12 protein-coding genes and 2 pseudogenes are annotated in these 21,877 nt (G+C 46.4%); 6 read left to right on the top strand and 8 right to left on the bottom strand.

Annotated features, from left to right (window positions below; all coding sequences use genetic code 11):
* Together flhD and EIP93_RS14185 are read right to left on the bottom strand one after the other, a co-directional pair.
* Entirely contained in the window at window positions 1–351 is a 351-nt protein-coding gene (gene flhD / locus EIP93_RS14180) for a flagellar transcriptional regulator FlhD (RefSeq protein WP_125232870.1), read from the bottom strand.
* An 805-nt stretch (window positions 352–1,156) separates the two neighbouring features.
* A complete protein-coding gene (locus EIP93_RS14185; RefSeq protein WP_105879394.1) occupies window positions 1,157–2,101 on the bottom strand; it encodes a DMT family transporter in 945 nt (314 codons plus the stop codon).
* Window positions 2,102–2,412: 311 nt separating this feature from the next.
* Between EIP93_RS14185 and EIP93_RS14190 the strand changes: the two genes are divergently transcribed.
* A complete protein-coding gene (locus tag EIP93_RS14190; RefSeq protein ID WP_125232871.1) occupies window positions 2,413–4,122 on the top strand; it encodes a methyl-accepting chemotaxis protein in 1,710 nt (569 codons plus the stop codon).
* A 68-nt stretch (window positions 4,123–4,190) separates the two neighbouring features.
* Here EIP93_RS14190 and dsrB read toward each other — a convergent pair whose 3' ends face one another.
* Window positions 4,191–4,394 carry a protein DsrB gene (dsrB, locus tag EIP93_RS14195; protein ID WP_010297377.1) on the bottom strand — a complete coding sequence of 68 codons (204 nt, stop codon included), beginning with the start codon at window positions 4,392–4,394 and terminating at the stop codon, window positions 4,191–4,193.
* Window positions 4,395–4,603: 209 nt separating this feature from the next.
* Between dsrB and EIP93_RS14200 the strand changes: the two genes are divergently transcribed.
* Together EIP93_RS14200 and EIP93_RS14205 are read left to right on the top strand one after the other, a co-directional pair.
* Window positions 4,604–6,016, top strand: a complete 1,413-nt coding sequence (locus EIP93_RS14200; RefSeq protein ID WP_125232872.1) for a diguanylate cyclase — start codon at window positions 4,604–4,606, stop codon at window positions 6,014–6,016.
* 275 nt (window positions 6,017–6,291) lie between these two features.
* Window positions 6,292–6,510 carry a KTSC domain-containing protein gene (locus EIP93_RS14205; protein WP_103860333.1) on the top strand — a complete coding sequence of 73 codons (219 nt, stop codon included), beginning with the start codon at window positions 6,292–6,294 and terminating at the stop codon, window positions 6,508–6,510.
* Between the two features lie 193 nt (window positions 6,511–6,703).
* Here the strand turns inward: EIP93_RS14205 and EIP93_RS14210 are convergent, their stop codons facing one another.
* From EIP93_RS14210 to EIP93_RS14220, 5 genes are all read right to left on the bottom strand, one after another.
* Window positions 6,704–15,337: a glycoside hydrolase family 94 protein gene (locus EIP93_RS14210; protein WP_125232873.1), complete on the bottom strand. Its 8,634-nt coding sequence runs from the start codon at window positions 15,335–15,337 to the stop codon at window positions 6,704–6,706.
* 265 nt (window positions 15,338–15,602) lie between these two features.
* Window positions 15,603–16,526 carry an LpxL/LpxP family Kdo(2)-lipid IV(A) lauroyl/palmitoleoyl acyltransferase gene (gene lpxL / locus EIP93_RS14215; protein WP_125232874.1) on the bottom strand — a complete coding sequence of 308 codons (924 nt, stop codon included), beginning with the start codon at window positions 16,524–16,526 and terminating at the stop codon, window positions 15,603–15,605.
* 89 nt (window positions 16,527–16,615) lie between these two features.
* Window positions 16,616–16,879 carry a hypothetical protein gene (locus EIP93_RS22770; protein WP_127031529.1) on the bottom strand — a complete coding sequence of 88 codons (264 nt, stop codon included), beginning with the start codon at window positions 16,877–16,879 and terminating at the stop codon, window positions 16,616–16,618.
* The gene (locus EIP93_RS22925) at window positions 16,846–17,007 is read right to left on the bottom strand and encodes a YnfU family zinc-binding protein (RefSeq protein WP_214609776.1); all 162 of its coding nucleotides are present in this window, start codon (window positions 17,005–17,007) and stop codon (window positions 16,846–16,848) included. The genes EIP93_RS22770 and EIP93_RS22925 overlap by 34 nt, the downstream gene beginning before the upstream one ends.
* Before the next feature lie 796 nt (window positions 17,008–17,803).
* Window positions 17,804–18,913, bottom strand: a complete 1,110-nt coding sequence (locus tag EIP93_RS14220) for an ISAs1 family transposase (RefSeq protein WP_025919286.1) — start codon at window positions 18,911–18,913, stop codon at window positions 17,804–17,806.
* Between the two features lie 918 nt (window positions 18,914–19,831).
* On the opposite strand from EIP93_RS14220, the pseudogene EIP93_RS14225 reads away from it, so the two are divergent.
* From EIP93_RS14225 to EIP93_RS14235, 3 genes and pseudogenes are all read left to right on the top strand, one after another.
* Window positions 19,832–20,038: pseudogene (locus tag EIP93_RS14225) on the top strand (site-specific integrase); the annotation flags it as partial.
* 78 nt (window positions 20,039–20,116) lie between these two features.
* Window positions 20,117–21,225 (top strand): IS3-like element ISEca11 family transposase gene (locus EIP93_RS14230; protein WP_103164902.1). Its coding sequence is split into 2 segments (ribosomal slippage): window positions 20,117–20,369 and window positions 20,369–21,225, totalling 1,110 coding nucleotides; the frame shifts between segments, so codons are not numbered across the junction.
* A pseudogene (locus tag EIP93_RS14235) lies at window positions 21,174–21,569 on the top strand (site-specific integrase); the annotation flags it as partial. The gene EIP93_RS14230 and the pseudogene EIP93_RS14235, both read left to right, overlap by 52 nt.
* Between the last annotated feature and the right edge of the window lie 308 nt (window positions 21,570–21,877).

Here is a 21,877-nt window from a genome sequence, read left to right on the forward strand (position 1 = left end):
TTATGCCCTTTTCTTAGGCAGGTTTTCTTCTTTCGAAGTTAACTGTTGTAATAAGTTACTCGACAACAGAATCCCCGTATGAATTTGCTGTAAATCATCCACACGCGATTCCTGAGTCAAGACTTTGATTGTATTGTGATCGTTGAAGCAAAAATGGCATATCAGCTGGTTAGTTTCTGCCAATTTCACCATCTGCGGTAAAGTCAGTTGCATCAAGATATCTGCCATCTCGTCATTGATTCCAAGACGAAACATTGCAGAAGCTTTTTCATCATTAATTAAGCGTTGCGCCAGTAACAAATAAGACAGATTAATGTCATAAATGTGTTTGAGTAATTCAGAGGTACCCATATTTCCCATCCCGACAGGCTATGTTTAAAACATAAGTTAGGTGATAGACCATATCGCCCAGTTCGAAAATCACTCTCCATTGATGGCATAAAAAACTATCGGTGCCAGATACTGCGAGTTACTACTTTATCATTTCTTATTCGGGCAATCGTTACTTGCCAACTTTACGCATCACGCTGCGAATCCGTTCATCCGTTGCTTTTTCGTTCCACCCTGAAGACTTGCTCCAACCAAAGCATAGGATTAATCCTAAAACAGCGCAACTGTACCGCCTAATCCATAGCACACACAACGCGACTGAAGAATAATTTTGGCCATTATGTGATACAGATCACATAAATGAAAGCATTATGAGCTAAACCCTGTCTGGTCAGATCACTTTTATGCCTATTTTTCCGCCAAAATCGTGCACTAAACGTTACAAAAAAGAGCATTGAAAATAATAAAAAAGAAACAATTTGCTTGCTATATAAATGATAGATATACAAAAAATCTCTTGCGCCCAGAACACACTCCGTTATGTAAGTTTATACCTTTCACGAAAAACTTACACTTTTTACCCAAAAAACTCTTAACCGCATGTTATGAAGCAACATTTATCTATCCCTATCAGAACACAAACCCATGGCAACAAAACGATCGAACTAATAGCAAAAGGTAGGTAAAGAGTTAGTTCATTGATATTAAATAAATTAGTGATTTTCTGGTATTGAGTGCAGGCACTGCAGCATGAAGTGGTTCGCGGCTTCAACAAGCTCAAACATCACGCTACAAACAGTGCCTTCAGGACGATAGATGAGTTGGATCACAGAGGCGTTTTCCGATCGCTTTTCACAATTCGGTTAACCAGCCAAATACCTGAACATACCAGGACAAGTGCAAACAAATATTTCCACTCCAGAATGCTTTCATTAAGAAACAGTGCTGACAACAGTGTACCAGAGACGGGGATAAGGAAATTAAATGGCGCGACCATACCGACCCGATTATATTTCAGCAATTGGCTCCATAATGAAAAAGCAACTGAAGAAAGCAAAATAAGGTAGCCTAGCATCAGTACCGCTTTCCAATCAGGTATGATGAGTGTCCCGCCGGTACAGTATCCTGATATGGTTAAAATAATCCCGCCAATAGCCAGTTGATAACCGGTCATCACGGTTGGATCCATCGTTTGTGATATCCGCTTACCATATATAGTAGAGGCAGACAAAATAAAGGCGGCAATAACAACGAACCCATCACCTAACAACGTAAAACCAACGTTCATTCCGTTACTGTTGATATTAACAACCATCACACCAGCGAAACCTAATATACAACCAGCTAGCTTGTTGATATTTAATTTATCATTTTGGTATAAATAATGAGCAAGCAGTACGCTGAAAAAAGTACTGGTTGCATTCATGATCGAACCTTTAACGCCAGTGGTATAGGCCAGACCGATATAGAAAAAAACATATTGCAACGATGTCTGAAATATTCCCAGTGTGGTTAACTGAACTAACTGCCCACGCTGAAAGCGCCCGATAGACCGCCCGCTTAACACAGCAAGTACCAAAAGCAACAGCCCAGCAAACGCGAACCGGTAGCCTGCAAAAACGAGTTTTCCAGGAATATCATTATCTGCAATGTGAAACAGCTCATAGCCATTTTTAATTGCCGGATAAGCACTTCCCCAGAGCAAACAGCATAATGTGGCGATAAAAAAAACAACTTTTTTATCAGAAAAAAAATGCGTGCGCTTTTCCAAGAAAAATTCCTCCGAAGATAGACTCGCCATAATAGCGTTGAACCTCAGACAAATAAAGTTAGGAGGCAGACTCTCTTTATTTTTTATTATCAATCTGTATGATTTCGCATCACGTATTTCTCTTTTCTTTTTAAAGAGTTAAAAACGTGATCGGGATCGCATCGAATTTGATTAAGGTTTCTCAATATGTGCCGATTATCTTTTAGATTGGTTGTTTAGATAATGAATTGTCATTAATGTAGACACTAAAACCTAAACGCCAATGCCGCAGCGGGTGGCATGGTAAATCATAAATTCCTGAGAATGAGCGAATGGATATGAAAATAACGTCAAGGTCTGAGCAGCACGCCGAGGCCGGCATGCTGAGCAATTTACGGCTAGTTCCCTTATTCATCATTATTCTGGGTGGTATCATGCTGTTATTTGCAGCATCTATCGGCACATCCAGCTATTTTCTACAAAGCAGCAATCAGTCATTAGACGACGTCACACAAGAAATCGATACCCGAATGGGGATCTCAAACAGTTCCAACCACCTTCGCACCGCACGTCTGCTGCTAATTCAGGCCGCAGCAGCTGCCCGTATTGGTGATTCGCAGGTCTTCAACGACAACCTGAAACAGGCTGAGCAGCGTCTGGAACAATCAAAAAAAGCCTTCACTGTTTATGAACAGCGCCCAGTTAAAACACCTCAAGATATGGCGTTGGACGGCGATCTGCGTAAGTCCTATGACGCGTACGTCAACCAAGGTCTTATGCTGATGCTCACCGCAGCAAAACAAGGCTTGTTTGAAGAGGTTATCACTCTCGAATCCGAAGAAACTCGGGTTTTAGATTTGGCCTATAACAAATTTTTGCTAGAGGCTGTCGCTTACCGCACACAAAGAGCGAAAGATTTAAACGAAACCGCGCATAAAAATGCACTGCTTGGATATTCGTTAATGGGCGGCAGCTTTGCACTGGCCACCATTTTAACGCTTCTGACGTTCTTCCTGCTGCGCGGGATCCTCATCAAACCAATAAACCAATTGGTCATGAGAATTCAGCGCATTGCGCAGGGTGATTTGACTCAAATGTCGGACCGTTATGGCAAGAATGAAATTGGCACACTAGCCAGCAACGTTCAACAAATGCAGTCTTCTCTGGTCACTACCGTCACTACCGTACGGGAAAGCGCAGACTCTATTTACCAAGGTTCGACGGAGATTTCATCCGGTAACACCGACCTTTCCTCGCGAACCGAACAGCAGGCCGCAGCGCTTGAACAAACCGCGGCAAGCATGGAGCAATTAACTGCAACGGTGAAGCAAAACTCAGAAAATGCGCACCATGCCAGCCAGCTCGCGGCAAATGCCTCAGGAAAGGCCAAGCAAGGCGGTGAAATCGTTGCAAACGTTGTGAACACGATGAACAGTATTTCAGGTAGCTCAAAGAAAATATCTGAGATTACCAGCGTTATTAACAGCATTGCTTTCCAAACGAATATTCTCGCACTCAATGCGGCGGTTGAAGCAGCTAGAGCGGGAGAGCAAGGTCGCGGTTTCGCCGTCGTAGCAAGTGAAGTTCGCAGCCTCGCACAGCGCAGTGCACAAGCCGCAAAAGAGATAGAAACGCTGATTTCTGAATCGGTAAATCTGGTCAGCAGTGGTTCTGTTCTGGTTGATAACGCGGGTCAAACCATGAAAGAGATCGTCGATGCCGTCACTAACGTCACCGACATCATGGGTGAGATTGCATCTGCTTCTGACGAACAAAGTCGAGGGATTACTCAGGTCGGTCAGGCGATATCTGAAATGGACAGCGTGACACAGCAGAATGCATCGCTCGTTCAGGAAGCCAGCGCTGCGGCGGCATCGCTGGAAGAGCAAGCAGCGTTACTTACCCGTGCAGTTGCGACATTTAAATTATCCAGCCATTTGTCAGCCCCTACCCGGCCGAACGCTCTGGCCGCCAAGGGACGTTCATCGCTCGCCCTTCCCCGCCAAGCCAATACGGAAAACGGTAACTGGGAAACGTTCTAATACTGGATACCAACGTCACTGCGAGCATTGTTCATTCGGACAATGCTCGCATATTGGCATCATCTCATTTACTCTTTTTCTGGCAATATCTTTGGTTCAACAAACGTCCCGTCTTTGCTATCCACCTCATTGAAAAACCAGATGCCAGCTGGGTAATCTTTTAATGCAACTAAATACATTATCCCTTCCTGAAACGTATCTACAGCCAGAATCGTCCCTTCACGGCGCGTCTTCCCGTCGGTTTTAACCGTAACCAGATCATTAACTTTCATAAATTTATCTCAAAATAGCTTCTAACATCAAAAAAACAGCATTATCATTTACAACTACGGTAGGAATAGTACCTATATGAAATGATTAATTTTATTTGTTTTTAACAACGCCACGTTGACCCTCTCTGTCATTCAATATCGATTATTCAGGCAAAAATTGATCGTTTCTATCCTAGTACATCCGACATATTCACAAAAGAGATTAAAAGTTGAACGAACAATTGAACGTTAATGAACAGAGAGACAACGGTGAGTCGGACTACAATCAAGTCATAACATCAGAATGGACAAAACTGATAGCCACAACCTCACAAAAATCTTTTAATCTACTGCGTACCCTCGCTGCTCAGAAAGCATCGGACTTTGCTGACGAGTTCTACACCTACATGCTCAAAGATCAAGAAGCCTCGCTTTTTCTTTCCAGCCAGCAAGTCCACGATCGACTCCATGGTTCTATGAGCAAATGGATTGTAGACATTTTAACGAATACCGGAGACCGTCTAGCTGACCTGATTAACCATCAAAAGAAAATTGGTCAGATTCATGCGCGTATTGGTATTCCCGTCGATCTGGTTGAGCGCGGCGCTCGACGTTTAAAATGGCACCTTTACGAAGACATCGCAAAGGTGGCAGAGGATAAAGCGCTATGCTTTGATGCCATGCGCTTCGCTTCTATTTCCATGGATATCGCCATAGAGATAATGAGCAAGACCTATTCGCAATCGCACGATCTGGCTGCTAAAAATGAAGAGTCCTATCGGCTATTTTCTATTCTGGAAAATGCCAGTATGGAGAGAGAGCGCCATAATGCCTCGCTGCTAAATTGGGAAAATGCCTTTATTTTTAGTGTTGCCACCGGTACGCCGCTTTCCAGCATTCAGGACCTGAGTGATTCGGAGTTTGGCCTGTGGTTTAACCATAAAGGGAAATCCAGTTTCAGTAATATTCAGGGAATACGCACGATCGCCTCAATCATAACTGAAACGGATGACTACATTCGCAGCCATAGCACTACCGCACTACTGACACAGCAGGATTACGCCCCGCTACTTAAAACGGTCAGAAGCAAGATTTATAAAATAAATATGCTGCTGGGATCGCTATTTGACGAAGTCCAAAAGCTGGAAAGCGGTAAGGATACGTTGACTCTTCTGTTAAACCGTCGCTTCCTGCCAACCATTCTTCGACATGAAATATCGCTGGCAATGCACTCAAGCACCTCGCTCAGCATCGCGATGATTGATATTGACCACTTTAAATCCGTCAATGACACCTATGGTCATGCCGCTGGCGATAGCATCCTGAAAAGGATTGCGGAAATTCTGTATGAGAGCACACGAAACAGCGACTATGTGTTCCGTTATGGCGGAGAAGAATTCATGATCGTGCTCATTGAGACGCCTAAGGTTGCCGCTTACACCATCATCGAGCGACTAAGAAAGAAAATCCAGGATCACCCAATTCATCTTCAAAATGGTGGAAGCGTCACGATGACCATCAGTGCAGGTATCGCCGTGTATAGCGGCCATCCAGATTATGAATGTCTGATAAAGGCAGCGGACGATGCGCTCTATCAAGCCAAAGCCAACGGCAGAAACAGGATTGAATACGCGCCGGAATAACTATTCCATCTTATTGCAAACCTGCGTTTCAGCTCACATCTGAAAAGAATAGCGCTCTATTCATCATCGCAGGTTTACACCATATTCCTTACCAAACAGATGAATTTCCCTCCATTGAACAAATTCACAGCATGAAAACGATAAACCAACGATTTTACTAACCAACTCGCTAGAAATTTGATACATATTCAATAAATAAGCATGATCGTCGACAATGCGTCATGCAGTAAATCTTTTATACTTTGATCTTATTTTACCCTGGGGAGGAATGAGCATTGCAGCGACAGCAGGTTTCATCGTCACGAATTGATTCAATTGGGTATGACCCAAAGACGCACACGCTTGAGATAGCGTTTCATAACAAAGATATCTATCAGTATGTCAGTGTGCCTGAATCTATCTATAAAAAGTTTATTTCTGACGCTGTCGTCTCTAAGGGCCGTTTCTTTGATGGCGTGATAAAAGACAAATTCCTATGCCGAAAAAACAAGTAGGTAAAAATCTAGCGACAACCGTTCCGCTACTCTTCGCCGTCTCTTAACGGCGAGTAAAAGAGTGGCTTTACACCGCATCAATTTGCCATTCCATCCACCAGCCCTGCCTTCCAAAATCGCAACTCATCATGTGAATTAAATATAAATGGCGTCATGTAGCGATGTCGGTTAATCACGCGCATCGTTCCTTATACTACAAGAACACTTGCAGGTGGTGTTCCCCTTTCTCTAGCACAATTCCGACCTGTTTCTTCTCTGCATTGAATGGCATATCCCTGCCATCCAGTATTACCTTTGATATCCCCTGGCACTGATGGCGATCGTTCACGACCTGGATACAATAGCGGCTCTCACCCACGGCCACCTGAGCCTCAAAGCCTGGCCAATCATCGGGAATACAAGGTGACAGTATCAACTCGCTTCCTTCACGACGGATCCCTAATATCCCTTCAATACCCGCTCGATACATCCACCCTGCCGAGCCGGTATACCACGTCCAGCCTCCCCGTCCCGAATGCGGCGCCACCGAATAAACGTCTGCGGCGATAACATAAGGCTCAACACGGTAGCGGGCGATTTGTTGCGGTGTCGAGCCATGATTAATCGGATTAAGTAAAGTAAACAGATCCCTTGCCTTATTCCCCTGTCCCAATTTGGCAAACGCTAATACCGACCACATCGCAGCATGCGTGTATTGACCGCCATTTTCACGTAACCCCGGTGGATAACCTTTGATATAACCCGGGTCGTGCTCAGCACGATCAAACGGCGGCGTAAATAGCAGCGCTAGCCCCTCGTCCTGCCGAATCAGATGCTGTTCCAGCGAGGCCATGGCCGTCGCCGCTCTTTCTGCATCAGCAGCGCCAGAAAGCACTGCCCATGATTGGGCAATAGAATCAATGGCACATTCATCATTGCTGTGACTGCCCAGCCATGTCCCGTCATCAAATGTTGCCCGACGATACCAGGCACCATCCCAGGCCGAACGCTCAATAGCTTCCCTGACAGATTCGGCATGATCGCGCCAGCGGGCCGCACGAGTGGCATCATATCGTTCAGCCAACGGTGCGAAGCGTGCGATGGTATAAATCAACAGCCATCCAAGCCACACGCTCTCACCTTTACCCTTCTCACCAACGCGGTTCATACCATCGTTCCAGTCACCGCCGCCGATAAGGGGCAAGCCGTTTTGTCCGGTCAACTGTAAACATTGATCCAGACCGCGCGCGCAGTGTTCAAATAGCGTCGCCGTGTCAGCCGAAGGCATTGGCTGGAAAAATGCGTCATGCTCCCCTTCAGCGACAGGTGGCCCCTCCAGAAAACCAATTTGTTCAGTCAGCACATCATAATCCTGACTAACCTGAATATAGTTCGCCGTGGCAAACGCCAGCCAAACACGATCGTCAGAAATTCGTGTTCTCACCCCAGCTCCCGAATGCGGTAGCCACCAGTGCTGTACATCACCCTCAGCAAATTGCCGCCCCGCGGCACGTAATAGATGCTGACGCGTTTCCTCCGGACGAGAAAAGGTTAAGGCCATGCCATCCTGTAACTGATCACGGAAACCATATGCGCCGCTAGCCTGATAAAAACCACAACGCGCCTGAATACGAGAAGACAGAGTTTGATAAAGCAGCCATCCGTTAAGCATGATATCCATGGCGCTATCGGGTGTTTTCACGCGGATCGCCCCAGTTACCGATTCCCAATGCGCTTCTACGTCATGTAAAACCGCATCCAGATCGATCTGCCGGTATTTCTCCACCAGCTTTCTGACTAGCTCAACAGACGCCGCTTGCCCGATAAACCAGACAACCTCAACCTCCTCGCCGGGCGCAATCGTCACCGCCGTCTGCAACGAACAACATGGGTCAAACCCCGCAGCAGTATTCCCCGACAATGGGCTCTGGTTTACCAACGCTAAAGGCGCGCGCATATGCCCGTTACGCCCGAGAAACTCCGTTCTGTCTGCCGTCAGCGACTGCTGGCTACCCGCCAGATCGGAAAAGCCAAACCGTCCGGGAAAACTACCAGACCACGGATTCCGTACCAACACCGCGCCCGTTTGTGAATCCACATGGCTTAACAAGTAAGGCGCGCTGGCGCTACGTGATGTACCCAGCACCCATTCTGCATAAGCAGTAATCGTCAGTTGCCGCGTATACATAGAAGTATTACGCAATCGCAAACGCGAGATCTTTATCGCATCGTTCAAAGGGACATACTGCAACAACATCGACTCGATATCATTGGCGGCATGGGTAAAACGGCTATAGCCAAAACCGTGACGGGCAACATAGCATCCGCCGTCATTAATCGGCCATGCCGTAGGGGTCCACAGCACACCACTCGTCTCATCGCGGAGGTAAAGCGCCTCGCCGCCGGGATCAATCACCGCATCATTGCCCCAGGGCGTTAATTGATTTTCACGGCTATTTTCTGCCCAACTGTAGCCACTTCCCTGCGCCGAAACCTGAAAACCAAACGTTGGATTGGCAATCACATTAATCCACGGCGCGGGCGTAGTGTGTTCAGCATCCAGCACCGTGACATATTCCCTGCCTTGCCGATCAAAACCGCCAATTCCATTAAAGAATGCCAACCCTTCAGGACGGGAAGTGTTATCAGGCTGGGATTTTGGTGGGATGAGACTTACCGATCTGATGCCTTTATCAGGATGCGGAATGAGTGCCAACTGATGGGAAATCGGCCCACGACGCGCAACCAGCGAGACACGGGCGATTGATAGCAATAGCGCTCTTGCTTCTACTGACATTAAATCAGCACGTAGCGCAAAGACCTCTCCTCGTGTTGATTCACCGCCAAGGCGGGCTCTTGACTGACTGCTACGAATGGCCGTTTCAATCGCTATCTGCAAATCCTGGATATAGGATGAGGAACGTTCGTTAACGATCACCAGATCGACATTCAGTAACTTCATTCGCCAGTATTCATGGGCCCTTAATAGCTGATGTACCTGCGCTATATCGTCAATGTCATCAATACGCAACAACACAATCGGCAGGTCACCAGAAATAGACAGTGGCCACAGATCGGATTGTTTACCTGCGCCCTTCACAATCGATTCAGACGGCGCACGAAAACGGGGATCGGCATAAATAATTGGCGCAGCCAGACGCTGAAAATCTGCCGCTTCCTCAGATTTCACGCCGAGATGGCGCAACTGCACCTGAGCCTGCGTCCAGGCAAACGTTTTATCCCGCTCATAGGCGCTGCGATCGTGGTGCTTATCAATAACATCGATTAACGCTTCGCGTGAAGCCGCCACCACGGTCCAAAATGCCACTCTCACCGTTTTACCAGCAGGAATTTTTACCTGTTGACGGAGTGAGAAAATAGGATCCAGTACCGTACCGGTGGTATTTGACAAGACCTGATGACCCAGAATGGCATCGGCTGTCATCACTGACTTACCTTTGCCAATAAAACGCGCCCGGTCTGATTCATACTGCATCTTGCTGCCGATAGCCCCTTCCAGCACGACAAAATGCGCGGCCCAGACGGGGGGTTCATCCGGCGTCCGTGGGCGTCGGGTCGCAATCAGAGCAGAGAAGGCGTCCAGATAGTCTGTTTGTACGAACATGCGGGAAAATGCAGTATGTGCAGTATCAGCACTGGGCGGAGCCAACACCATTTCCGCGTAGGATGTCAGTTCGATATCGCGCTGCCGGCGTCCACTGTTTGTCAATGTGACACGGCGTACTTCCCCATCGCTCTCCCCCGATACCAACACATCAAGCGTAGTGGTCAGAGAACGTTCATGACGGATAAACGACGCGTGATCTTCACCAAAAATCACCTCATAACGATGCCTTGGTTCACTCAGCGCATTACCGATCATACCGGGAGAAACAGGGACATGGCCCACTGACTCACTTAGCTGACGTTGTTCGCCGGCGGACCAGATTCTGTTGCTGCGCATATCACGTAACAACACAAAACTTCCCCAGTTATCCTGAGTCGTGTCTTCACGCCAGCGGGTAATCGCTAATTCACGCCAGTGGCTATAGCCGGAGCCCGTCGTAGTCAGCATCACCGCATAGCGACCATTAGAGAGCAGATGAGTCATCGGTGCCCCCGTCGGCGATGCGGAGAATCGCCGCAACATGGCAGCCTCATTGCGGCTTTCGCTTCCACTGGCCTTCACCTCTTCAACCTGAGGCTCGGCGAGTGCCACCTGCGTCGGCAAACTTTCCTGTAACAGTAACTCACAGGATTGAATCATTGGTTCGCGATGGAAACGGCTGCGCATACTCCCGTCATGCAGGGTATTGGCGATCGCGATCAGCGTCATCCCCTGATGGTGCGACATAAAGCTATAAACGATAGCCACTTTTTTGTTATCCGGCAGACGAGACGGCGTGAAATCAAGCGCCTCATAGAAACCATAGCGGCCCGATGCCCCCATATCAGCCAAACGCGCATAGTTTCGGCAGGCAGCAAGCGGGTCCACCATGGTTGCCAAGCCAGTCGCATAAGGCGCGACAACCAGATTGTCTGCCAGCCCACGCTTTAAACCTAAGCCAGGCACGCCAAAATTTGAATACTGATAGGTAAAATCTATATCTCGTGCATTATAGGCCGATTCGGAAATCCCCCATGGCACGGATAACGCTCTACCATAAACCTGCTGTTGTGCCACAACCGACCGTGTGGTTTGTTCTAATAAACTCCCCACAGGAGCACGCATGACCAGCGATGGCATTAAATATTCAAACATCGATCCCGACCATGACATCAGTGCCGACCCGTGAGCAGTGCGCACAGCCGAACGCCCCAGACGGAACCAGTGACGCGTACTAACATCCCCTTTGGCAATGGCAAACAGACTGGCTAATCTGGCCTCTGAAGCCAACAAGTCGTAACAGCTCACATCCAGTTGGTTTTCAGACATCAAATAGCCAATTGATAGCAATTTGCGTTCGGGATCGACAAGGAAGGCAAAATCCATCTCTATCGCCATCTTACGGGCGCGTTCGGCCACTACACGCAGGCTTTCCATCAGAGATTCGGATGCTGTCGTAGAACCGTGCAGCTCACGCTCATGGGCGGTCAACATCGATGTCGTTGCACTAATCCAGAAGATGGACTCCGCTACCTCATCTTCATTGGCCGGCGTTAACCGCGTTTGCGTCCGCTGTAGTAGTTGCTCCAACTGCACTATCATTTCCGGTAACAGGCGATCCGATGGCAAATGGCTATTTCGCAAACTGTCGATTTTATCTAACGACCGGAGCAGGACGGATTCATTCTTCGTTGCTTGATTAACCAGCAGTGATGTACGGATCAGTTGCAGGTGGTCAGCCAAGGATTCCCGATAATCCGACAACACATTTTCTTCCCGCCAGAGTTCACAGGCATTTGCCAGAACAATCAAATTCCCTGCCAAATTGCCACTATCCACCGAGGACACATAAGCCGGTTGCAGCGTTTGTAGATCCCGCGTGTCATACCAGTTAAAAAAATGACCGCGAAAACGTGATAATCGATCCATGGTGCTCAGTGTCGCATTGAGCCGTTCAACCACCTCAGTCAGGCCAATCCAACCAAAATCGCGCGCGGCTACGGTAGACAGTAAATACAGACCGATATTGGTTGGGGAAGTCCGGTGAGCCACAACCGGTTTCGGTTGCTCCTGGAAATTATCCGGCGGCAAATTGTTTTCACCTTCAGTAACAAAGGTTTCAAAAAAGCGCCAGGTACGTCGAGCGGTCAATCGCAGCGCCTGTTTATCTGCCTCACTAATGTTTTCCTGACGCGATATTGAGCGCTCCCGACTTACTTGCAGTGCAAGAACTGGCGCCACCAGCCACACGATGCCAAGCGATAGCCAAAGTGGCCAATTCTGCGGACTCATTAACCACCCGCCTCCCACCACCGCCACACCGAGTAACACCCCGCCCAGCATTTGACGATAAAAGCCCCCCAGCGTCAGGCGGGGACGGCGACCCGACTGCGCTGCCGTCGTCCATTCAAGTAAATGCTGGCGGGTAATCGTTAACCGTATCAACGTGCGAATGAGTGCATCAAGCGCCTGCCAGCTATGATCGGCAAGAAAGACAAAAGAGAGCACGACCTGCATGAAAGCTAGCTTAAGATCGCGCAATAAATGCCGGATAGGCTGGCTTTGACTCAGCGACTGTTGTCGGGTTATGCCACGCAAACCGCGTGCGATAACATCCCACAACGCGGGCAGGCAGGAGGGAAACGCCAAGACCAGCAGGACGATAGCGATGCCCTTCCATGCCATATCAGGCGGTAGCGCCGCACATCCAATCAGCATCAATAGAAGGCTTGGAGCGAGCAACGATCGGCGCAAGTTATCAATCATTTTCCAGCGCCCCACCGCGGGTAAATGCACCGTCGTACCTGACGCCGACGGTATCCGCCCCAGAATCCATGGCAGCAACTGCCAGTCACCGCGCGTCCAGCGATGTTGTCGTTTGACGATAACATCATAACGTGAGGGAAAGGTTTCGATTAATTCAACATCAGAAGCCAGCCCCGCACGGGCATAAATACCCTCAAAGAGATCGTGGCTGAGTAGGCTGTTTTCAGGAATACGGTCTTTGAGCGCGCGTTCAAACGCATCAACATCATAGATACCTTTACCGGTATAGGACCCTTCGCCAAACAAATCCTGATACACATCAGAGATCGCCGCTTCATAAGGGTTAATTCCCCCCGGTGCCGAGAAAATCCGCTGATATAAGGAAGTTTCATGCCCAGCAGGCAGAGATGGCGTAATGCGAGGTTGTAAGATGGCATATCCCGCCACAATATGTTCCCCGTGGCGATCCCAGCGCGGTTGGTTGAGAGGATGAGCCATTTTACCAATCAGTTTTAAGGCCGTATCCCGCGGCAAACGCGTATCCGCATCCAACGTGATCACATAGCGAACATCAGCAGGAACATGAATGTGATGACCGTCTACCGAAATAAAGTGGGTATCCGTCGCGCCGCGTAATAACCGGTTAAGCTCATGCAATTTGCCCCGTTTACGCTCCCAACCCATCCACACATTTTCCGAGGGATTAAAGACCCGGCGACGATGCAATAATAAAAATCGATCGCCCGCAGGTCCTTTCCCATAACGCACATTGAGCTGTTGTATGGCGAGTAATGCCTGCGTCAACATGGGTTGATCGCCCGCAAGGTGTTCCGTTTCAGCGTCTACACCATCCGTCAACAATGCAAAGGTGATATCACCCTGCCCACCGGATAAGTAGTGAACCTCAAGCTGTTCTACCTGCTGTAGTAGATCTTGTACGCTGGACAACAGCGTTGGCACCACGACTAATGTCCGGCAATGGCTGGGCACACCTTGCAACAACTCCAGCCCAGCCAACGGTGCTGCGCCAAATAGCCAGGTGACCAGGCGATTAACCCAGGAGGTCGCGACGTCAGTGCAGGGAATGATACAGATCAGTCCCATCACCACGAGCCAGACATTCGACACCGCAGGAGAAGACAACACCATGCCGATACCCGCCAGTAAAAGCACAGTAAAAAACGCGATAGCACCAACATAACCGCGCATGCCACCACTCAGGGTAAAGCGATTGAATCGCAGTAGAGACGTGGGCTGAAAACCAATCGCCTCTTCAAGCTGTGGCCTTCCCTCCGCAATCAGATAGTAACCCGGTTCACGCTTACGTTCGGTAAGCTCGTCAGAATGTGAAGAAGCGGGCACCTGTTGTGCCAGTAAAAGCGCTTGTTCTGTAATATCCAGTTCAGAGCTGGGTGCCTGACGCGCGAGTTGTTCAATCGCGCTGCGGTATAAATTTCGAGTAGGGAAATCCATGGTCGCAAAGTCACTGTTCGACCGCAGACGTGCATCAACAAGACTCACGCTTTCGAAAAACTCAGCCCAATCGATATCCGAAATTAATCGCATACTGGTAATGACATTGCGCACAGTGACATTAGAAATGCCCAGACGCTGCTGAGCGTGTTGCACGACTTCTTCTGTTGAACTTCCCTGCTGTTTTAGCCGTTGTTCAAGCCACCCTAATGCAGGCGTTGTCTTTGGATCCTGATCGCGTAGTCGCTTGACCAACTGTGCCGCAAACGTCTCCGACAGGGGGGCATCGTTATCAGAAGAAAGAATATAAGCGGAGAGATAGCTATTTGTTATTTCATCGCCTCGAACGGCACCAGCCTCACCGGATTGCAAAAGGTCATTGGCAACCCGCTCAGCATCTGCGCGGGCCTTGCGCCCGACAGTCATCTGGTCAGCCAGACGCCGCAGATTTTCTATCAACACAATGCGCAAGGTGATAGCCACAGCCCATAGCTCACCGATCGTCAAAGGCTGAACATCCTGATAGGCCATAATGAAACGACGTAAAGCGATGGGGTCAACATGGCTGTCAGTATGGGCAATAAAGGCCCACACCAGCCCAAATACTCGTGGATAACCGGCAAAGGGGCCTTGTGACAGTTTGGGTAGTTGGCGATAGTAACGAGGCGGCAAATCTTCACGAATTTCACGAATTTGCGCGGCGACCAGATGGTAGTTATCTAGCAACCATTCAGCCGCAGGTACGACACTGCCCCCTTTATCCAGCTCTTGGGCACTGGCTCGGTAAGAGGCCAGTAATACTTTCGCATTATCATTCAAACGCTGGTGTAACGAGATCACATCAGGTGGCGATAAGGTCACAGGCTGCGCGCTGGCTAACGTGCGGCCATGTTGCTCTAAGCGATCCATGCCGAATAGATCCCCTCTGACGGGAAGAGTATCATTCCAGGGCGACGCAACATCTTGGCGGGGGAAGGAAAAGTGGCGGGAAAATATTTTCATAATCGCCTTTTGGTCTAGATGCAAAATACGCACTGACCACCTTAAAGGTAACGTTCAGAAAGCCAGGCAAACCTTATTGATCAGGATTACCGACACTTGATACAGGAACTGAATAAAAAATACGGGTCAATTACCCAAACGGTGAGAGAAAGTGGAGTCAAGAAAAGAGAGGCAAGGAAGTAAGTATAGTCGATAAACGCCAATCCATTAGGCGCGGTCAAAAAACAAAAAAAAACGTACAACGAAATAATTCAAAGATAATAAATTAAATATACAAAGAGGGTTCACCCTGGGGCCGAGTTTTAAAACGTCGATGCAACCAGAGATACTGCTCAGGGGCCCTCATGATTTCATGTTCTATCATTTTATTCAGATAATGAGCAGCTAACAGACTGTCCTCATAAGGATATTCTTCTAAGATCGGAGAAATAATAAGTTGATACCCTTTCCTATCATCCTTACGAATCACGACAGCCGTCACCAATTCAGAACGGGTCAGTTTGGCAATAATAAACGTCCCATTGCTGGTAGCTGCACGTTCTACACCCAGAAAAGGCACAAATACACTGCCTTTTACGCCATAATCCTGATCGGGTGCAAACCAAACACTGCCGCCTTGCTTCAAAGTATGCACCATGGAAATGAGTTTTTTCCGGTCAACCAATACATTTCCCGATCTCGAGCGCCCCCATTTTTGCACCAGTTCTAACACGTTATTGTTATGAGGACGATACATCACAGTCATCGGTTTACAATGGCCTAAAATACGAAAGTGCAACTCCAGCGTCATAAAATGTACGCCAACCACAATAACACCGCGTTGCTTACTTTCAGCCTCTTGCAAATGTGTAATACCAACAATATCAATCCATTTTTTTATTCGCCAATCGGGCCAAAACCATGCCATCCCAGTCTCCAGCAGTGCGATGCCGAGCGAGGAGAAATTATCAATTAGCTTATTCTCAAGCTGCTGAGATGATATGTCAGGGAAACAGAGCATCAAATTACGCCTGGCAATCGCTACTCGTCTTTTTAAAAAATGCATTGATTGACGCCCTAACCATCCTCCAAATACCACCAATGCAGGATAAGGCAGTTGAACCAGTAGAAAGAGTACTCCTAGACCAAACCATAATAACCAGTATCTAGGATGCGCATAGCTTAAAAAAGACCGACAACGATTAAACATACCTTGATCTCTACTCACTTGTGCGTGGTTAGCATTCAGCTTAAGTTACTACCATTCAGAGATGAACATAGCGAAAAAAATCCATTTAATTATTGTAATTTCTCATACTCAACAGACAATATTTCATAAATCTTACTAAAACGTTGTTGAATAATAAGTGGTTGACCTTCTCTTGCAGCAAGTACGCCAGATAGAATCACACAAGTCTGTGTAAATAAAAACACTTTAAGCTCTTCTTCAGTCAATTGGAATGTTCCTCCATTAGAGGCAATTAAGCCTACTCGATAATTTTTTGAAAACGGAAGATAAATAACATCCTCTACTCTCCCCTCGGCAAAAAATACAATCCACACTTAGGACACATGACCGTAACATTTTCACGAAATCTATTTCTTTTCTGCTCAGTGATATGCTTGCATACGGGACAACTCACTTTCACCGTTGTGCGATTAAACATCTGGAGAAAATCAAAGGTAGCCATACATTGTACCAAATAGGTGTATGAATATGCAGTGTACGCCCTAAAATCATAAATAGCACGATATCATCGTTATTAGCCTAAAATATCCAATATTAAACCTCAACACCCTGTTATTTAACAACAAACACCAAAAAATGAATTAACTAAATTAGGAGATTTAAAAAACAAGCACTATCGTGAACGCAACCGCTCAACCTCTCCTTATAGACCAGATTAAAAAACAACTCAGAATTAGATAGAAACACCTCACCGATTCAAAAAAAAAAAAAATTAACATTAATTTTGGCTATAAAATAAAAAAAACACCAGCATTAATCTGATGATTAAAACGACAAAAAGAGGGCTAAAAATAATTACTTTCATGTAACTAATTTATCAAAAATTAATATAGACATGTCAATATCTCAAATAAAAAACGTTATATCCCTTATACTTCAAGCTGCTTGTGCGTTGGCAAAGTTCAGCCTCCCAAATAACTGACTTGAATAACCGTTACACACTCAGGGGCGCTTCAATACTGTGCAGACTATCACTCACTTTATTTTCATGCAGTTACATGGACGAGAAACCTCATGCCACCTACTCGAAAAATTCTTTGCTGCAAGCCAGAGAATACAATATCAATACAGGGGCGCAGACAACTTATCAGGGTATGACTACCACCTACAGTGTTATGGACGAGTTAGTTAGGGCTGCATCGAAAGCGCGGATTTTATAACCAGGCATCGTTAAGTGCAGAAATATTTCCCTGCCATTACGATGGGTCTCCCCATGGTCAGGGCCGGAGCATACTTTGTTAATGACATTTAACATTCGCAAAAATCATTAACTCCCGATAGTCATCATCCAATAGTGCACGTTGCACTTTGCTTTTCATACTCCGGTTTTGTGTGCTCTCCATCTTTGCCAGATTGAGCGCCATCTTTCTGACTAATGACAAGACTTTTGTACCATTCTCATCGTGAATACGGCAAGCATCTTCTTTATAAACAACATCTAATACCCAGTGCAGACTGTTCTCTATGCCCCAGTGATGACGGACCGATGTCGCCATAAACTCTGCATCAATATCGTAAGATGACAGATAAAATGCCGTATCCAGCGTATTCGATTTTTTGTCTTTACGGTGTCTTTCAACCGCGACCAGTGTTTTTATTGAAGGCCATTTCTCCTGTAACTCCGGGCTCAACTCTGCCGGTATTTGAAAAGTAATACGGCGCTCCATTCGGCCATGCCCTTTATCCTGCATTTCATATTGTGCTAACGCGGTATTATCGTTAAACGCCTCATGGAATTGCGCTTTCACTGCATTAAACAATGTCGGCTGATTTCCTTTGACTTGTACAAGGTAATGACCTTTTCTCGCCACAATGCTTTCAAGCGTTTCTTTTTGTGCATGTAACGCATCAAGCGTTATCAGTGCATCCTTGATGTTAAGCATGCAAACAAGATTCTGTACTGTTTTGATTTCTTTTCCTTTTCCCTCGGCCATATCCTGATAAAGCGCAATGCCATTATTCAGGTCATAAGCATTAACAGAGTGAAAATCGTTACGACTCCACAGAGAGGCACTTTTCAGCGTCTTTCCATCAATCGCAATGAGTGGCTTGCTTGATTTGGCGCGAATGTCATTAATCCAGCTAAAAATACAGAACTGAAAGCTGTCGGGATCGACGGCTTTCATTATTCTGGCAATAGTATGACGCCGTGGTATGCCATTGGAAAATAATCGAAATTTTCTTAACCAGTCGAGGCGTAGTTCACCAAACTGTTGAATTTCAGCCCACCCATTTTGTCCACTGGCGACCGCAGCGAGAACAAGAAATAGGACATCAACAAGATGATGTTGTTGATTAATAGGAGAACGAGTTTCCTCTACCAGAGAGAGGTGGTCAAAAAGTGTCATATCAAGACCTCAAAAAGTTATTCTACTTTGAGATCAGTCTATTAGAGAATAGTTCAATTTTTTAACAAAGTGTGATCCGGCCCTGTCCCCATGGTGACGGCAATAAAAATCCACCAGCGTATACAGTGGCTTCATTAAGTTTAAGCTAATTATTTCTTAAACACGATTAAATGCAGTTAGCATTATGTTTTCTTTTGACACACCTAAATTTTTAGCTACATCTACGACATACTCCTGAGCAACTTGCTTCGCAGGTTTGTCACTTGATGTAGAAAAAACCCCCAACCACTTGTTCTTGAAACGTTTTTCTCAAGCTCAAATGCTACAAACCAATCTTGTATAATGATTCCTCTCGCATTAATGGAAAAACGTAATATACCTGCGGATTTTCTCAATAAAGCATTATCACAGGCACTCAATGAATGCTCATTTAGATATCACCGTTTTATAATTTTTATGGCATGACGCATCACAGGTAGAAATGAAATTAAAAATGATAATAACAATATAAAATAATTAGAACACTCAACATGTGCGACTGTTACATAATCCATTAGCAGGGTCATAAGGAGAAGATGCTGAATCCCTGAAAATAAAGCCAACAAAATAAAAAACGCAAAAACACTAATTAAAAAAAATCCGGCGAATTGTTTGCATGTCATCTTGTGATGACGAGAAAAAGCATTTTTGAAATTTCTGAAATAAGTACGCATAGTCATACCAACGAGTCGTTCTAGCTAGTAATCTACCTTAGCACTACTATCCATCACCTCGCTATCACACCCTGTGCCTGTAACGTCGGGTATTACAGCTCGCTAAGGCCGCATGAATATAACGGTGGGTTACCCCCAAACGAATCGGAAAACCGATACTGGAAAAACTCTAAAGCGGTGGCCAGTTTTAGTTGACCACTACAAAGTGAGCCGAGATAGATACATTACGCATGACGAGTATCAAGCACTCTACTCTGTAGCCCCGGACGTGGTAAAAATTGCCATGGAGTTGGCTTATCTCTGCTGTGCGCGACAGAACGACATTCTTGAAATGAAAAAAGGCCAAATATTGAGTGATGGCATTTTGATTAAGCAGAGCAAAACGGCTGTGGCACAGATTAAAGCATGGAGCCAACTGTAGTCCCCCCTAAATTTAGTCTTACCGCTTAATGGAGTTCTCTGGTTAAAATACAACCAATGGAGGCTCATCATGAAGAAAGCGCGTTTCACTGAAACTCAGATCCTGCGGGTTTTGAAAGAAGTTGAAGGTGGTCGGCATGTGAAGGATGTGTGCCGTGAAAACGGTGTGTCGGAAGCCAGCTATTACAACTGGAAATCTAAATACGGCGGCATGGAGTCCTCTGATATCAAACGGATGAAAGAGTTGGAAGAGGAAAATCGCCGGTTAAAGCAAATGTACGCATCCCTGAGCTTAGATCATGAAATTCTTAAGGATGTTGTTTCAAAAAAACTTTAACGGTGCCTGAGAAGCGTGAACTGGTGCATTATGTTATGACGGAACATCAGGCCAGCGAACGACGCGGGTGCCGGATTATCGGTATCAGTCGAAGTCTGTTGCATTATTGCCCGAATACGGCGCGGGATCTGCCTGTAGTCGAGGCGCTACAAAAACTGGCGCATCAGTATCCGGCCTATGGTTTTGGACTTATGTTCAATAAGTTACGACAGGCAGGGTTACTGTGGAATGCAAAGCGGGTTTACCGGATCTATCGATTGTTGAAACTCAACTTTCGGCGCAAAGGGAAAAAACGTTTACCTAACAGGCATCCACAGCCGTTAGTTATACCGCATAAAATGAACCACTGTTGGTCAGTTGATTTTATGAGTGATGCCTTGAGCGACGGGCGGCGATTCAGGTTATTTAACGTCGTTGATGACTTTAATCGGGAAGCGCTGGCCATCGATGTTGATTTGAATATACCGGCTCATCGTGTTGTGCGAATTCTGGAACGATTAAGCGCAGAACGAGGCTACCCGGCTTTTATACGAAGTGATAATGGGCCAGAGCTCACCGCCGCAGTCTTAGCCGAATGGGCAGAACGCCACGGTGTGAAACTCGATTTTATTCAGCCCGGAAAGCCGATGCAGAACGGATTTATCGAGCGATTTAACAAAACGCTACGAACAGAAATACTCGATATGTATCTGTTCAGAACCTTGTCTGAAGTGCGTGAACTCACAGAGGACTGGCGCACAGAATATAACGAAGAACGCCCGCATAGCTCACTGGGTGATATGCCACCTGTTATCTATGCGCGGCAAAAACTGGCCGGAGATCCTCATTGGCGGTGGTACTAAAAACCGGAGGGACTACACAACGACTAGAGTCTGCGATAGAACTCGCTAAAGTTTTACCTCTAAATGATGGGGTGAGCAGCTTATACATTATTCACCAGCCAACTGGGGGTAAATATACCCGTGATGGCTTTAATAGCCGCTGGCGTAAAGCCAAATTGGAGGCAAAAGAACAATTTCCTGAACTGAGTTTTGATTTCACGTTTCACGATCTAAAAGCAAAAGGAATTTCTGATCTGAAAGGGAATCTCTACGAGAAGCAAGCCATATCAGGACACAAAAATGTTGAACAAACAGCGCGGTATGATCGGAAAATTGCAATCGTTCCTGTCGTTGGGGGCCAATAGCGAAGGCAAAATATTATGAAAGGATATTATGAAATGGACTTTCAGGCACAAAAAAACCACCTTTCGGTGGTTGAATTTTATTTTATAACTTATTGTTTTTATTAAAGTTAAATTAATGGTGCCGGGGCGGGACTTGAAAAACATGAAACAAGCATTGAATTTAAAGGTTTTACCTTTAAACATAACGAGCATGTACCCACATTTGTACCCACAACCTACATTGCTTCATTCCCTACCCTGCCGTTCACTACGATTCCTAGCAGTGACGCCAGTTGTTGAACTGCAACAGCATATTACAAAGACTGGCT

The sequence above is a fragment of the Pectobacterium versatile genome (assembly GCF_003932035.1).
In the GTDB taxonomy this organism is placed as follows: Bacteria; Pseudomonadota; Gammaproteobacteria; order Enterobacterales; family Enterobacteriaceae; genus Pectobacterium; species Pectobacterium versatile.

Bases quoted from the DNA above. Each gene is read 5' to 3' on its own strand.
- flhD (WP_125232870.1), bottom strand. From the start codon at position 351: ATGGGTACCTCTGAATTACTCAAACACATTTATGACATTAATCTGTCT.
- EIP93_RS14190 (WP_125232871.1), top strand. From the start codon at position 2,413: ATGGATATGAAAATAACGTCAAGGTCTGAGCAGCACGCCGAGGCCGGC.
- dsrB (WP_010297377.1), bottom strand. From the start codon at position 4,394: ATGAAAGTTAATGATCTGGTTACGGTTAAAACCGACGGGAAGACGCGC.
- EIP93_RS14210 (WP_125232873.1), bottom strand. From the start codon at position 15,337: ATGAAAATATTTTCCCGCCACTTTTCCTTCCCCCGCCAAGATGTTGCG.
- lpxL (WP_125232874.1), bottom strand. From the start codon at position 16,526: ATGTTTAATCGTTGTCGGTCTTTTTTAAGCTATGCGCATCCTAGATAC.
- EIP93_RS22925 (WP_214609776.1), bottom strand. From the start codon at position 17,007: ATGGCTACCTTTGATTTTCTCCAGATGTTTAATCGCACAACGGTGAAA.
- EIP93_RS14220 (WP_025919286.1), bottom strand. From the start codon at position 18,913: ATGACACTTTTTGACCACCTCTCTCTGGTAGAGGAAACTCGTTCTCCT.